14 protein-coding genes are annotated in these 14,451 nt (G+C 66.4%); 7 read left to right on the top strand and 7 right to left on the bottom strand.

What is annotated here, in order from left to right; genetic code table 11:
• Positions 1-70: 70 nt before the first annotated feature.
• Positions 71-1,453 (bottom strand): DNA repair protein RadA, encoded by a 1,383-nt coding sequence (gene radA / locus QCE48_RS06500; protein WP_309788254.1) that lies wholly within the window; start codon positions 1,451-1,453, stop codon positions 71-73.
• A gap of 52 nt (positions 1,454-1,505) precedes the next feature.
• Positions 1,506-2,576, bottom strand: a complete 1,071-nt coding sequence (gene alr / locus QCE48_RS06495; protein ID WP_309785625.1) for an alanine racemase — start codon at positions 2,574-2,576, stop codon at positions 1,506-1,508.
• A 254-nt stretch (positions 2,577-2,830) separates the two neighbouring features.
• Here alr and lplT point away from each other — a divergent pair, with 254 nt between their 5' ends.
• From lplT to thiD, 4 genes are read left to right on the top strand one after another with little or no spacing between them, the layout of a single operon-like run.
• The gene (lplT, locus tag QCE48_RS06490; RefSeq protein ID WP_309785626.1) at positions 2,831-4,138 is read left to right on the top strand and encodes a lysophospholipid transporter LplT; all 1,308 of its coding nucleotides are present in this window, start codon (positions 2,831-2,833) and stop codon (positions 4,136-4,138) included.
• A gap of 32 nt (positions 4,139-4,170) precedes the next feature.
• A complete protein-coding gene (gene thiM, locus QCE48_RS06485; RefSeq protein ID WP_309785627.1) occupies positions 4,171-4,983 on the top strand; it encodes a hydroxyethylthiazole kinase in 813 nt (270 codons plus the stop codon).
• Between the two features lies 1 nt (position 4,984).
• On the top strand, positions 4,985-5,632 hold the full coding sequence (gene thiE / locus QCE48_RS06480; protein ID WP_309785629.1) for a thiamine phosphate synthase: 648 nt from the start codon (positions 4,985-4,987) through the stop codon (positions 5,630-5,632).
• 14 nt (positions 5,633-5,646) lie between these two features.
• Positions 5,647-6,453, top strand: coding sequence for a bifunctional hydroxymethylpyrimidine kinase/phosphomethylpyrimidine kinase (gene thiD, locus QCE48_RS06475; protein WP_309785630.1), 807 nt, complete (start codon positions 5,647-5,649; stop codon positions 6,451-6,453).
• On the opposite strand, the gene QCE48_RS06470 is transcribed toward thiD, so the two are convergent.
• The 4 genes from QCE48_RS06470 to tsaB are packed head-to-tail and all read right to left on the bottom strand — an operon-like array spanning position 6,440 to position 9,678.
• Complete coding sequence (locus tag QCE48_RS06470; protein WP_309785631.1) at positions 6,440-7,426, bottom strand: DUF1853 family protein; 987 nt, start codon at positions 7,424-7,426, stop codon at positions 6,440-6,442. The two genes, thiD and QCE48_RS06470, sit on opposite strands and share 14 nt — an antisense overlap.
• A complete protein-coding gene (locus QCE48_RS06465) occupies positions 7,426-8,385 on the bottom strand; it encodes a uracil-DNA glycosylase family protein (protein ID WP_309785632.1) in 960 nt (319 codons plus the stop codon). Before QCE48_RS06465 ends, QCE48_RS06470 begins: the two co-directional genes overlap by 1 nt.
• Entirely contained in the window at positions 8,372-8,866 is a 495-nt protein-coding gene (gene rimI, locus QCE48_RS06460; RefSeq protein ID WP_116561754.1) for a ribosomal protein S18-alanine N-acetyltransferase, read from the bottom strand. The genes QCE48_RS06465 and rimI overlap by 14 nt, the downstream gene beginning before the upstream one ends.
• On the bottom strand, positions 8,863-9,678 hold the full coding sequence (gene tsaB, locus QCE48_RS06455; protein WP_309785633.1) for a tRNA (adenosine(37)-N6)-threonylcarbamoyltransferase complex dimerization subunit type 1 TsaB: 816 nt from the start codon (positions 9,676-9,678) through the stop codon (positions 8,863-8,865). The genes rimI and tsaB overlap by 4 nt, the downstream gene beginning before the upstream one ends.
• Positions 9,679-9,829: 151 nt before the next feature.
• On the opposite strand from tsaB, the gene QCE48_RS06450 reads away from it, so the two are divergent.
• From QCE48_RS06450 to aceA, 3 genes are all read left to right on the top strand, one after another.
• Complete coding sequence (locus QCE48_RS06450) at positions 9,830-10,099, top strand: acyl-CoA-binding protein (RefSeq protein ID WP_309785635.1); 270 nt, start codon at positions 9,830-9,832, stop codon at positions 10,097-10,099.
• Between the two features lie 442 nt (positions 10,100-10,541).
• Positions 10,542-12,146, top strand: a complete 1,605-nt coding sequence (locus QCE48_RS06445; RefSeq protein WP_309785636.1) for a DEAD/DEAH box helicase — start codon at positions 10,542-10,544, stop codon at positions 12,144-12,146.
• A 411-nt stretch (positions 12,147-12,557) separates the two neighbouring features.
• Entirely contained in the window at positions 12,558-13,862 is a 1,305-nt protein-coding gene (gene aceA / locus QCE48_RS06440) for an isocitrate lyase (protein ID WP_309785637.1), read from the top strand.
• A gap of 146 nt (positions 13,863-14,008) precedes the next feature.
• Here aceA and QCE48_RS06435 read toward each other — a convergent pair whose 3' ends face one another.
• Positions 14,009-14,443 carry a universal stress protein gene (locus QCE48_RS06435; RefSeq protein WP_309785638.1) on the bottom strand — a complete coding sequence of 145 codons (435 nt, stop codon included), beginning with the start codon at positions 14,441-14,443 and terminating at the stop codon, positions 14,009-14,011.
• Positions 14,444-14,451 lie beyond the last annotated feature (8 nt).

Raw genomic sequence — 14,451 nt, 5'->3', positions numbered from 1 at the left:
GAAAATCACGCACCGCGTGGGTTACAGCCACGGTCGCTTCTTTTACACAAGATTACGAAGGGACGGAACGTCAGCCTTCGAGCGTGCGCACCCGGTCGATCGCTTCCTCGATGCGGTCCACCGCGATCACCTCCAGCCCGTCGATCGGCTGCTTCGGCGCGTTGGCCTTGGGAATCAACGCAATCGAAAAACCGAGCTTCGCCGCTTCCTTCAGACGATCCTGCCCGCGCGGCGACGGCCGGATTTCGCCCGCCAGCCCCACTTCGCCGAACACGATCAGCCCCTTCGGCAGCGCCTTGTTGCGCATCGACGAATGAATCGCGAGCAGCACGGCCAGATCGGCGGCGGGCTCGGTGATCTTCACGCCGCCCACCGCGTTCAGAAACACGTCCTGATCGAAGCACGCGATGCCCGCGTGCCTGTGAAGCACCGCGAGCAACAGCGCGAGCCGGTTCTGCTCCAGCCCGACCGCAAGCCGCCGCGGATTGGGCACGTGCGCGGTATCGACCAGCGCCTGCACTTCGACGAGCAACGGCCGCGAGCCTTCCTGCGTCACGAGCACGCACGAACCCGGCACGCTTTGCGCGTGCTGCGAGAGAAAGAGTGCCGACGGATTCGCGACGCCGCGCAGGCCGCGCTCGGTCATCGCGAAGACGCCGAGTTCGTTCACCGCGCCGAAGCGGTTCTTGAACGCGCGCACGAGGCGAAACGACGAATGCGTGTCGCCTTCGAAGTACAGCACCGTATCGACGATATGTTCCAGCACGCGCGGCCCCGCGAGGTTGCCCTCCTTCGTCACGTGGCCGACCATGATGATCGCGGTGCCCGTCTGCTTGGCGATGCGCGTGAGTTGCGCCGCGCACTCGCGCACCTGCGCGACCGAGCCGGGCGCGGACGTCAGCGCTTCGGAATAGACCGTCTGGATCGAATCGATGACGGCGACTTCGGGCCGTTCGGCGTCGATCGTCGCCTGGATTTTTTCGAGCTGGATTTCGGCGAGCAGCTGAAGATCGGGCGCGGCCGACTCGGCGCTCCCAAGCAACCCAAGCCGCTGCGCGCGCAACGCGATCTGCGCGCCGGATTCCTCGCCGCTGATGTAGAGCGCGGGCCGCTCGCGGGCGATCTCCGCCAGCGACTGCAACAAGAGCGTCGATTTGCCGATGCCCGGATCGCCGCCGATCAGCACGACGCCGCCCGCGACCAGCCCGCCGCCGAGCACGCGGTCGAATTCGCCGATGCCGGTCGTGAAGCGCGGCACGTCGGACGCCTCGATCTCGGAGAGCCGTTTGACGGGCGTGCTTTTCGCAAGCGCCTGGAAACGGTGCGCGGACGGCGTTTCCGCCACCGACTCCACCAACGTGTTCCACGCGCCGCACGCGGGGCACTGGCCCTGCCATTTCGGCGCCTGTCCGCCGCATTCGCTACAGATGTACAGCGTCTTCGCCTTCGCCACTTTCGCCACGCGTATTCCCAATTCTTCTCGTTATTTCTCTAAATCGTCTGAATTATTCCGCGCGCACCGGCACGCGTTGCGCGATCGCGCACATCAGCTCGTAGCCGATCGTGCCGCACGCCTGCGCGACGTCGTCGATCGGAAGGTGCGTTCCCCACAGTTCCACCCGCGTGCCGACGCCTGCCGTCGGGCACGGCGTCAGGTCGACGGTGAGCATGTCCATCGACACGCGCCCGACGATCTTCGTGCGAATCCCCTCGACCACCACGGGCGTGCCTTCCGGCGCGATGCGCGGATAGCCGTCCGCATAGCCGCACGCGACCACGCCGATCTTCATCTGCTTGCCCACCTTGTAGGTCGAGCCGTAGCCGATGGTGTGGCCCGGATCGACCGACTGCACGGCGATCAGTTCCGAATTGAGCGTCATCGCGGGGCGCAGGCCGGTGTCGGCGATATCGGCCGTCACGCCCGACGGCGACGCGCCGTACAAAATGATGCCCGGGCGCACCCAGTCGAAATGCGCGGCGGGATGCCAGAGCGTCGCGGCCGAATTCGCGAGGCTGCGCGCGCCGGCGATGCCCTCCGCGCCGCGCTCGAACGCTTCGAGCTGGTAGGCGATGCCGCGCTCGCTGTCGGCATCGGAAAAATGGGTCATGAGCGTGATCTGACCGACGCCCTGGCACGCGCGCGCCCGCTCCCACGCGGCGCGAAAACGCTCCGGCACGTAGCCCAGGCGGTTCATGCCGCTATTCATCTTCATCTGGATGTTGACCGGCTTCGAGAGCCGCGCCATTTCCAGCATGCGCAACTGCTCGTCGCAATGGACGGCGGTCGTCAGGCTGTAACGGTCGATCACGTCGATGTCGGTCGGCCGGAAAAAACCTTCCAGCAAAAGAATCGGGCCCGCCCAGCCCAATTCACGCAACTTCACGGCTTCTTCGAGGTCGAGTAGTCCGAAGCCGTCCGTTGCGCGCAGTCCGGGGAACGCCCGCGACAATCCGTGGCCGTAGGCATTGGCCTTGACGACAGCCCAGATCTTGGATTTCGGCGCGTACTTGCGCGCGACGGCGAGGTTGTTGGCGAGTGCGGCGGTGTGGATCGTGGCGGAAAGGGGGCGCGGCATGAGAGTTCGGGTTAAAACGCTGTTGGAGCGCGAGGCGAAACGACGGTTCAAGACGCCTTGCGAATCAGTATCTTATGAAGGACTCGCAGCACGGTCGTGTGTTTTGCAACACCGAATCGAGATTACTGCTAGTCAGAATGCGCCTATTTTCGTGTTATAAAGCCGTGCACACAACCCATTTCGAACGGAATAAGCCCGAGTGCACCCCCGGCGACCGGGGCGGATCACCCGCAGTGAGGAAAGCTTCGGATCAGATGAAAAAAGGTTTTTACACCATCATGGCCGCGCAGTTTTTCTCTTCGCTGGCCGACAATGCCCTTCTGATCGCTGCTATTGCACTGCTGAAAGATCTTCACGCCCCGAACTGGATGACGCCGCTGCTCAAGCTGTTCTTCGTCCTGTCGTATGTCGTTCTTGCCGCGTTCGTCGGCGCCTTCGCAGATTCCCGGCCCAAAGGCCAGGTGATGTTCGTCACCAACACCATCAAGGTGGTCGGCTGCCTCACGATGCTGTTCGGCGCGCATCCGCTCGTCGCCTACGGCATCGTCGGATTCGGCGCCGCCGCGTACTCGCCCGCGAAATACGGCATTCTCACCGAACTGCTGCCGCCCGACCGGCTCGTCGCGGCAAACGGGTGGATCGAAGGCACGACGGTCGGCTCGATCATCCTCGGCACCGTGATGGGCGGCGCGCTCATCAGTCCGCACATCGCCGGGCATCTGCTCGGCCTGAACATTCCGCGCATCCACACGCCCGCCGAGGCCGCGATGATCGTGATCGTGGTGATGTACATCATTGCCGCGATGTTCAACCTGCGCATTCCCGACACCGGCGCGCGCTATCCGAAACAGGAAACGCGGCCCATCAAGCTCATCACCGATTTCGCCGACTGCTTTATCACCCTCTGGCGCGACAAGCTGGGCCAGATTTCGCTCGCGGTCACGACGCTCTTCTGGGGTGCGGGCGCGACGCTGCAGTTCATCGTGCTGAAATGGGCGGAAGTGTCGCTCGGGATGTCGCTGTCGCAGGCGGCGATCCTGCAGGCGGTGATCGCGGTCGGCGTGGCGGTCGGCGCGGTGCTCGCGGCGGCGCGCGTGCCGCTCAAGCGCTCGCTCTCGGTGCTGCCGGTCGGCATCATGATGGGCATCGCCGTGATGCTGATGGCCTTCTATACCCGCGATCTGTTCCCGGCCGGCTGGGGCCTGCAGATCGGCGAAATGCGCATGCCGGGCTATCTGCTGATCGCGTACCTGTTCCTGATGATCGTCGGCGGCCTGTCGGGCTTTTTCGTCGTGCCGATGAACGCGCTGCTCCAGCATCGCGGCCACGTACTGCTCTCCGCCGGCCACTCGATCGCCGTGCAGAACTTCAACGAGAACCTGTCCGTCCTCGTGATGCTGTGTCTCTACGCCGTGCTCGTCTGGCTCGACGTGCCGATCCAGTTCGTGATCGTGCTGTTCGGCTCCTTCGTCTGCCTGATGATGTATTTCGTGATGCGCCGGCATCAGGCGAATCAGCGCGCGTTCGATTCCGTCGCGCTGATCGGCGAGGCGCGGCACTGATCCGCGCCGCCTCACTTCTCTCTTTGCCGACCATGCACGCCGATCTCCATTCGTTCGCGACGCGCGTGCGTGAGCACGTACCGCTCGTCCACTGCCTGACGAATCTCGTCGTCACCAACTTCACCGCCAACGTCCTGCTCGCGATCGGCGCCGCGCCCGCGATGGTCGTCGCGCGCGAGGAAGCCGGCGAGTTCGCGGCCATCGCCCACGCGCTCTCGGTGAACCTCGGCACGCTCGACGTGCCGCAGTCGAAGGCGATCCGCATTGCAGTCGATGCCGCCAACGCCGCCGGCAAGCCGTGGGTGCTCGATCCGGTCGCGGTCGGGCCGCTCGCGTTCCGCACGGAATTCGCGCTCGATCTGCTCGAATCGAAGCCGGCGGTGATTCGCGGCAACGCGTCGGAGATCATCAGTCTCGCGGGCGGCACGGCAAGCGGACGCGGCGTCGACAGCACCGCCGCCACCGACGCTGCGCTCGACGCCGCGCAGATCCTGGCGCTGAAAACCCAGGCGACGGTCGCCGTGACGGGCGCCACCGACTACATCACCGATGGCCGGCGAACCATCGCGCTCTCGAACGGCTCGCCGCTGATGACGCGCGTGACGGGCGTCGGCTGCGCGCTCTCGGCGACGGTCGCGGCGTTCGTCGGTGCGGCGGACGGGAGCGGCGAACACTGGCTCGCAACCGTCGCGGCCGTCGCGTATTCGACCATCGCGGGCGAACTCGCTGCGCGCGACGCCGCGTTGCCCGGCAGCTTCGCCGTCGCGTATCTGGACCGGCTCGCCTCGCTCGATGCCGGCGCGTTCGCGGCGACGCTCGTCGCACGCGACATTGCCGCCGTCTGACATGCGCCCCGCTTTCGACCTTTCCGTCTATCTCGTGCTCGATCCGGTGCAGTGCGGCGGGCACGCGGCATCGCTCGAGGTCGCGCGCGCGGCGCTCGAAGGCGGCGCGACCGTCGTGCAACTGCGCGCGCCCGAATGGCACAAGCGCGCGTGGCTCGCGCTCGCCCGCGACCTGCTGCCGCTAACCCGCGCGGCTCGCGTGCCGCTCATCATCGACGATCATCTCGATATCGCGCTCGCCGCCGGTGCCGACGGCGTGCACGTCGGCCAGCGCGACCTGCCCGCGCACGTCGCCCGCAAACTGCTCGGGCCGGATGCGCTGATCGGGCTGTCGGTGTCGCAGATGCGCGAGGTCGACGAAGCGAACACGCTCGGCGATACGATCGACTATCTCGGCGCCGGCCCCGTTTTCGCGACGCCCACCAAGACCGATGGGTCGGCGCCCTGCGGCATCGACGGTCTCGCGGCGCTGTGCGCGCGTGCGCGCTATCCGACGGTCGCGATCGGCGGCATCCAGTTGCACAACGCCGCCGACGTCATGCGCGCCAAGCCCGCGGGCCTCGCGGTGGTGTCCGCGATCTGCAAGGCGCCGGATGCGCGCGAGGCCGCCGCCCGTCTGCGCGAGACGATCTCACGCGCCCAACCGTAACCGAACGCCAAGCCATGACACAACGCATCCCCAACGTCCTCACGATCGCCGGCTCCGATTCGGGCGGCGGCGCGGGCATCCAGGCCGACCTGAAGGCGTTTTCGGCGCTCGGCGCCTACGGCGCGAGCGTGATCACCGCGCTCACCGCGCAGAACACGCGCGGCGTCAGCGCGATCCACACGCCCGACGCGGCCTTCATCAGCGCGCAGCTCGACGCCGTGTTCGACGACATCCGCATCGACGCCGTGAAGATCGGCATGCTCGCGAACGCCGACATCGTGCGCGCGGTCGCGGATGCACTGCGGCGGCATCGGCCGGAACACGTCGTGCTCGATACCGTGATGATCTCGAAGAGCAATCACGCGCTGCTCGCGCCGGAAGCGGTCGCCGCGCTGCGCGACGAACTGCTGCCGCTCGCGACGCTCGTCACGCCGAACCTGCCGGAGGCGGCCGCGCTCCTCGGCACGTCCGCCGCCGCCGACGAGGACGCGATGGTCCGCCAGGGCGAAACGCTCCTCGCGCACGGCGCGCGCGCGGTGCTGATGAAAGGCGGCCATCTCGCTTCCGCCGACAGCCCGGACTGGCTCGTCCAACCGGCCGGCGCGGTGCGGCTGGGCGGCGTGCGCGTGCCGCTGAAAAACACCCACGGGACCGGCTGCACGCTGTCATCGGCGATTGCCGCGCTGATCCCGCAAACCGACAGCCTCGCCACCGCCACCGCCGACGCCAAGCGCTATCTGACAGGCGCGATCGAACAGAGCGCGCGCCTCGACGTCGGGCACGGCGTCGGGCCGGTGCATCACTTCTTCAGATGGTGGTAAGCGCGTAGGTTCGCGCGCGCTCCGGCCAGTCGTCCGGCACGATGAAGCCGCGCGAGCGCTCGCTCCATCCGCCGTCGGCGTCGCGCGCGTAGGACGCGACCATCGTCGGGGAAACGGCGCTGCGCAGGCGTTCGTGGATCGCGGCGGCATCGGCGAGCAGCGCGCCGGCGTCGGCCGCGGCGAGCCTGCGCGAAGCCAGCCAGGCGAGGCGCGGCTGCACGACCCAGGCTTCGTCGTAACAGGCCGCCGCCGTTCCGTGCGCGGCGCTCCACTCCGACACGGTGAGCCACCAGCCGCGCAGATGATCGTCGCCGAGTTCGGGCGCGGGCGTCACGCCCGCGCCGTGATAGAAGAGCCGCCCCTTGATGTACAACTGCGCCGTCCACGCACTCCCGAACCCGAGCGAGGCGAACTCCTCTCGCGAACTCAGCGCAAGCTGGTGCGTGATGAGCCGCCCATGTTTCAGGTCGAACCGGTCCTGCAGGTTCGGGCCGACATAGTCCGACAAGCGCGCGGCATCGCCCGATCCGTCGCCGATGTGCAAATAGAACTTCACCGCCATTTCCCAGTGCAGGCGCGCGCCCGACGCGGTCTGCAACAGAAAGTCGCATTCGCCGATCGTGCGGCGGTGCTTCCTCAACGGCACGTTCGCCGCGACGAGCCGTGCCGCCGGGCCGTGCGTCAGGAAAAATTCGAGCAGGCTTTCGGCGTAGAAACCGAGCCGCGTCAGCTTGGGATTGCGCGAGCGCGCGTGCAGCGGATGCGGATCGCGATCGAGGTCGTCGAGCCAGGCGAGCGTCGCGTCGCGCTCGACGGGCGTTTCGAACGGATGGGCGAGCGGCGCGCCCGCGTGGCTCGCGCGCAGCAGATCGGGTGCGAAGAGCAGCCACGCGAGATCGCGGACGGTGACGTCGCCGTATCGATCGACGAGACGATGGACCGCGTGATCGGCGAGGCGCCCGGAGTCCGCCATCACTGGCCGCCCGGGACGACTCCAGACGCCTCGAGCGACGCTCGATAGGTTTCCCTCGCGAGACACAGATCGGCCCACGCCTTCGCCTTGTCGGGCAGGCTGCGCAGCAAATAGGCCGGGTGATAGGTGACGATCACCGGCACGCCCTCGTAGCGGTGCACGCGCCCCCGCAGCGACGCGATGCTCGCTTCGCTCTTGAGCAGGCTCTGCGCGGCGAAGCGGCCGAGCGCGACGATCACCTTCGGCTTGACGAGCGCGACTTGTCTTTGCAGATACGGCTCGCAACGCGCGACTTCGTCGAGTTCCGGATTGCGGTTGCCGGGCGGCCGGCACTTGATCACGTTCGCGATATACACGTTCGATTCGCGCGAGAGCGCGACGGCGCGCAGCATGCTGTCGAGCAGCCGCCCCGCCTGGCCGACGAAGGGTTCGCCGAGCTTGTCCTCGTTTTCGCCGGGCGCCTCGCCGATCAGCATCCAGTCGGCTTCCCGGTCGCCGACGCCGAATACCGCGTTCGTGCGCCGCTCGCACAGTCGGCAGCGCTCGCAGTTCGCGACGCGCGCGGCGAGCGTGTCCCAGTCGAGCGTGTGGATGTCGGCGGGCGTATCGACGACGGCGTGCGCGTCGGCGGGCGCAGGGGCTTCGTCGAGCCAGGGGAGATCGTCGGCGTCGTGCGCGGCGCTCGGGCGGTCCGAAGGCTGCGGATCGAACGGCTCGGCTTCGGTGCGCGATTCGGCCGCGAAATCCGCGCGCTGCGGTACGGGCGCGGCATTAGTGGCCGGCCCCGAGGGGCGCTGTGCATCGCGGGCGGTCTTGGTTACGGCCGCGCCCGCGCTTTCCGTGGCCGGCAGAACCGCTTCGGCGGCTACAGGCGCAGCGGATAAATGACCGCCCGCGCGCCGCCTGACCCAGACAGGCCCGAGCCCAAACTCTTCCAGCATCGATTCATGCAGCGCCATGCGCGCCCTCCTTCGAAAACGTCAGACGCATGACGATTGCGTCCTCGCGCGAACGGTGCCGCGCGGGATAATAATTCTTGCGACGCCCGATCGCCGTGAAACCGAAGCGCTCGTAAAGCTGGATCGCGCGCGGATTCGACGGCCGCACTTCCAGCAGGATGCCCTCCAGCTTTTCCGCGCGCGCGATGCGCACCGCTTCGCGCAGCAGCGCGAGCCCCGCGCCCGAATGCTGCGCGGCGGGCGCGACGCAGAGGTTGAGCAGATGCATCTCGTCGACAACCGGCATCAGCACGCAGTATCCGATGAGCGTCCCCGTGACATGGCGCATGCACACGCCGAAATAGCCATTGCGCAGCGAATCCTGGAAATTGCCGCGGCTCCACGGAAATTCGTAGGCGAGCTTTTCGACGGCCGCGACCTCGTCGAGATCGACTTCCGTCATCGGCGACAGATAGCGGTCGGCGAGCAGCACCCCGCTCACCGCACCGGCTCCTCACGAGTCGCCGACGTTCCCTGCAAGTCCTTCGCGTCCTTGGCCGCGCGCGCTTCGAGACGCTCGGCGGTGGTCTGCGCGACCTTGTCGCGCACGTATTCCGGCGCGGCCTGATCCGGTGGCACGGTGCGCCCCGCGCGCAACGCGCGCAGGCCGGCGAGCGCCACCGGCAGCGCATGCGGCAGCGCTTCGCGATCGACGCGCCGTGCCGCCGCCAGCGCCGGCAGCCGCTCGCCGAAGGCGACGGCGGCATTGCCCGCGAGCGTGAAAGGCGCATCGGGAAGAACGAGCGCGCCGGGTGCATCCAGCGACGCGCCGCGGATCGTTTGCCAGTCGCCGGTGTCGGCGTCGAAAGCGAAATCGGCCCAGTAGACTTCGTCCATGCGGGCATCGAGGACCGCCAGCACGCGCGAGCCCGCCGGATCTCTCATGCGCGCGGACTCCGCGCACGCGAGCAACGTGCCGACCGGCACGACCGGCACGCCGAGCCCGAATGCAAGCCCTTGCGCCGCGCCCGTCGCGGTCCGTAATCCCGTGAACGAGCCGGGACCAGCGCCGAACGCGATCGCGTCGCAGTCGGAGAGCGCAAGACGCGCGTCGTCGAAGAGTTCGCGGATGGCGGGCAACAAACGCGTGCTCGACACCGCGCCGGTCGCTTCGTGACGAAACCAGACCTGCGTCGACGCGTCGACGTAGTGCGCCGCGACGGCGCCCGATGGCGGCGCGGCATCGGCGAGCAGCAAGGCGACCGAGCAGAATTCGGTCGAAGTATCGAGGGCGAACAGAACGGTGCGTGTCATAGGCGACATTGTAATGCGGGACGTCACATGAAAAACGCGGCGGCGTCGAGGCGGCAAAACGCGCTCGCCGCGCGCGATCGACTGGAATAAACCCTCCAGAGCCGCGACGCAGCGGCTTGTTATGATCGTTCGCCTCAAAAACGGAGGAACGATGAGCGACATCGACGCACAATTCGCGCAAGCGCAGACGGACGTCACGCAATTGTCCGAGCGGCCCGGCAACCTGACGCTCCTGCGCCTCTACGCGCTCTTCAAGCAGGCGAGCGCGGGCGACGTAACGGGCGACAAGCCCGGTTTCGCCGACATCGCCGGCAAATACAAATACGAAGCGTGGTCCGCGCTGAAAGGCACGCCGTCCGACGACGCCAAACGGCAATATGTGGAACTCGTCGAATCGCTGAAGAGCGGCGCGTCGGCGTAATCGCTTACGGGCACGGGCACGGGCGCGGCGCGAGGCGCGCTCGTTCTGAATTTGTGTTCATTCGCCGGAATCGTCTTAATATCTGGCGCGGTGCAACAAATTTCTATATACTGTCGTCTGCGCTTCACTGTGGCCCGCGCGGTTCGGACCTTTACCGAATTCCCGCCAGTTCGCAGCGCAGCGTCTCGTAGCGTTTTGCTCCAATCCAGTTTAGAAACTGTCCCCTCCTTGCTAGGCCACTTTCGGCCCGTCATGCACCAGGCTGACGACAGCGCCCGCCGGGCCTGCCGTATCCGATACAGCTTCTAACGAAAAAGCTCGCCTTCATTGTCGCGAGTTGCCCCCGTTTTTCGATTTGCTCGCTGCTTCTTCGCTCGCTGAATCCGACGACTTGGGTATGCCGATTGGCGCCGACGCCTCATTTCCCGTTTCAAGGATCGACATGACTTCGAGCATGACCCAAAGCCCGTTGGACAATATTGCAGCACAAGCACTCGGCACCGATATCGCCGCCGAACCCACGCAGCCGGCACAGCCCGCCGGCCCGAGCTTCGAATCGCTCGGCCTTTCCGCCGACATCGTTTCCGCCCTGACGGCCGCCGGCTATCAGGTCCCGACGCCCGTGCAGCAGCGCGCGATTCCCGCAGCGCTCGCCGGACGCGACCTTCTCGTTTCCAGCCCGACCGGTTCGGGCAAGACCGCGGCGTTCATGCTGCCCGCCATCGAGCGCTTCTCGCAGCTCGAAAAGCTGGCCGCATCGCAGCCGCGCGAACCGCGTGACCCGAACGCCCGCCCGCAGCGCCGCCAGCAACCCGTCGCGCGCCCGAGCCTGCTCGTGCTCACGCCGACGCGCGAACTCGCGATGCAGGTCACGGCCGCCGCGACCACGTATGGCAAGCACCTGCGCCGTCTGCGCACCGTCAGCATTCTCGGCGGCGTGGCCTACGGCCAGCAGCTGATGCTGCTCGCGAAGAACCCTGAAATCCTCGTCGCGACGCCGGGCCGTCTGCTCGATCACCTGGAACGCGGCCGTATCGACCTGTCGAACCTGACGATGCTCGTCCTCGACGAAGCCGATCGCATGCTCGACATGGGCTTCATCGACGACATCGAAACGATCGTCGCCGCTACGCCGGCTTCGCGCCAGACGCTGCTGTTCTCGGCAACCATCGACGGCAAGATCGGCTCGCTGACCGGCCGTCTGCTGAAGGACCCGGAGCGCATCGAGATCGTTCAGAAGCTCGAAGCGAAGAACATCGCGCAAACGGTGCATTTCGTCGACGACCGCGATCACAAGGATCGTCTGCTCGACCATCTGCTGCGCGACGCCGAACTGGATCAGGCCATCGTCTTCACGGCGACCAAGAACGACGCTGACCAACTCGCGATCCGCCTCGCCGACGCCGGCTTCGAATCGGCTGCGCTGCACGGCGACCTGCCGCAAGGCGCGCGTAACCGCACGATCCGCGCACTGCGCGAGCGCCGTGTGCGCGTGCTGGTCGCGACCGACGTCGCGGCGCGCGGCATCGACATTCCGGGCATCACGCACGTGTTCAACTACGACTTGCCGAAGTTCGCCGAAGACTACGTGCACCGCATCGGCCGTACCGGCCGCGCGGGCCGCAGCGGCATCGCGGTGAGCCTCGTGCACCACGCCGAGCAAGGCGCGCTTAAGCGCATCGAGCGCTTCGTGCGCGCACCGCTGCCGGTCAACGTCATCGCCGGTTTCGAGCCGCGCAAGTCGGCCCCGAGCGGCGGCCGTGGCGGTTTCGGCGGCGGACGCGGCCGTCCGGGCGGCGGTTCGACGGGTGGCCGTCGCTACGGTAGCGGCGCCGGTGCAGGCACCGGCGGCGCGGGCAAGCCGGGCGGCTGGGGCAACAAGTCGGCAGGCGCCGGCTCGCGCGATGGCGGTTATCGCGGCGGCAACAGCGACGGCGGCTATCGCGGCGGTTCACGTGACGGCGGCAGCGGCTTTGGCAGCGGTTCGCGCGACGGTTACAGCGCACGCCGCAGCGACGGTCCGCGCGCTCCGCGCCGTGGCAGCTAAGCAGCACGCGGGTTGACTCCGGAAGGCGCGCTGTATTGCCTTCCAGCCGGAGCCACTAAAAAAACCGATGCCTCGCGCATCGGTTTTTTTTCGTCTACGCTCCATATTTCACGATGCGGAAAGGCTTTTTGCGTCGCAAAAGTCTGTGCTGCGCGGCACAACGAAGCGCATTGCAAGATAGAAAACGACGTTTCTTATCGTGAAAATTCATTCTTAACGCGCTGAAAATAAACAACAATATTTCTCCGAAAAAGCCTCCGACAGGACTATTTCCCAAGACCGACTTTGCCTAGACTCTTATATAAGAGTTGAGCAAACGAAACGCCGCCGAATCCGAATCGCGGCATCGCGCTCAAGTCGCTCGGGATAGTTCAACACCATTCGTCGTTCAGGACTTCAAGGAGAAACGCAATGTCACGTCAACAACAAGCACAGCAACTCCAACAACAATGGGAAACCGATCCGCGCTGGAAAGGCATCAAGCGCACCTATACGGCTGAAGACGTCGTGCGTCTGCGTGGTTCGCTGCAAGTCGAGCACACGCTCGCCAAGCGCGGCGCGGAAAAGCTCTGGGAATCGGTGAACAACGAGCCGTTCGTCAACTCGCTCGGCGCGCTGACCGGCAATCAGGCGATGCAGCAGGTCAAGGCCGGCCTCAAGGCGATCTATCTGTCGGGCTGGCAAGTCGCGGGCGATGCGAACGTCGCGGGCGAAATGTATCCGGACCAGTCGCTGTATCCGGCGAACTCGGTGCCGCTCGTCGTGAAGCGCATCAACAACACGCTCACGCGCGCCGACCAGATCCAGTGGTCCGAAGGCAAGAATCCCGGCGACGAAGGCTTTGTGGACTACTTCCAGCCGATCGTCGCCGATGCGGAAGCCGGCTTCGGCGGCGTGCTGAACGCGTTCGAACTGATGAAGGCGATGATCGAAGCGGGTGCGGCCGGCGTGCACTTCGAAGACCAGCTGGCGTCGGTCAAGAAGTGCGGCCACATGGGCGGCAAGGTGCTCGTGCCGACGCGCGAGAACATCGCAAAGCTGACCGCCGCGCGCCTCGCCGCCGACGTCTGCGGCACGCCGACGGTTCTCCTCGCCCGCACCGACGCCGAAGCCGCCGATCTCGTCACCTCCGACATCGACGACAACGACAAGCCGTTTTTGACCGGCGAGCGCACGGTCGAAGGCTTTTATCGCACGCGTCCGGGCCTGGAGCAGGCGATCTCGCGCGGTCTCGCCTACGCGCCCTACGCCGACATGATCTGGTGCGAAACCGGCAAGCCGGACCTGGAATTCGCGAAGAAATTCGCGGACGCGATCCACAAGGAGTTCCCGGATCAACTGCTGTCGTACAACTGCTCGCCGTCGTTCAACTGGAAGAAGAACCTCGACGACGCGACGATCGCCAAGTTCCAGCGCGAACTCGGCGCGATGGGCTACAAGTTCCAGTTCATCACGCTGGCCGGCTTCCACGCGCTCAACTACTCGATGTTCAATCTCGCGCACGGCTATGCGCGCAACCAGATGACGGCGTTCGTCGAGATGCAGCAGGCCGAGTTCGCGGCCGCCGAGAAGGGTTTCACCGCGGTCAAGCATCAGCGCGAAGTGGGCACGGGCTACTTCGACGCCGTGACGCAAACGGTCGAGCGCGACGCTTCGACGACCGCCCTGCACGGCTCGACCGAAGACGAGCAGTTCTTCGACAAAAAGGTGGCGTGATCAGGAAGGCGTAATCAGGGAGAGCCGTGAATAGTGCGGCAGCGCCGTCCGGCTTTTACAGCCGGACGGCGCAAGCCGCCAAAACAAAGCGCGCCGCCCGGGGTTCGTTTCCCGGACTGCGCGCTTCGTTTTGAGCGTTGCCGGTTTTATCGATACACGATCACCGGAATCTTCGTGTGCGTGAGCACGCGTTGCGTCTCGCTGCCGATGAGCAGGCTGCCGAGCCCGCGGCGTCCGTGCGACGCCATCAGGATCACGTCGCACCCGCCCGACTCCGCCGCCTCGATGATGCCGATGTACGGCGCGGAATCGATGCTCGTCACGCTGTCGCAGGGCACGCCCGCGTCTTCCGCCGCGCGCTCGACCGCGTGCAGATGCTCGCGCGCCTCGCGCTCGGCGCGGGCGTGGAAGTCGTCGGGCGGTTCGACGGCGACGTCCGCGAACGGCGAGTACGGATACTGCGGCAGGCACGCGTAGGCCGTGATGCGCGCGCCGACGGATTGCGCCAGGTCGATCGCGCCATCGATTGCTTTTTGAGATAGCTCGGAGCCGTCGGTCGGAACCAGGATGTGCTTGAACATGGCGTCCT

This window comes from Caballeronia sp. LZ024 (assembly GCF_031451455.1).
Classification (GTDB): domain Bacteria; phylum Pseudomonadota; class Gammaproteobacteria; order Burkholderiales; family Burkholderiaceae; genus Caballeronia; species Caballeronia telluris.
The sequence above is the reverse complement of the archived record's forward strand: the minus strand, read 5'-3'. Positions and strand labels throughout refer to the sequence as shown.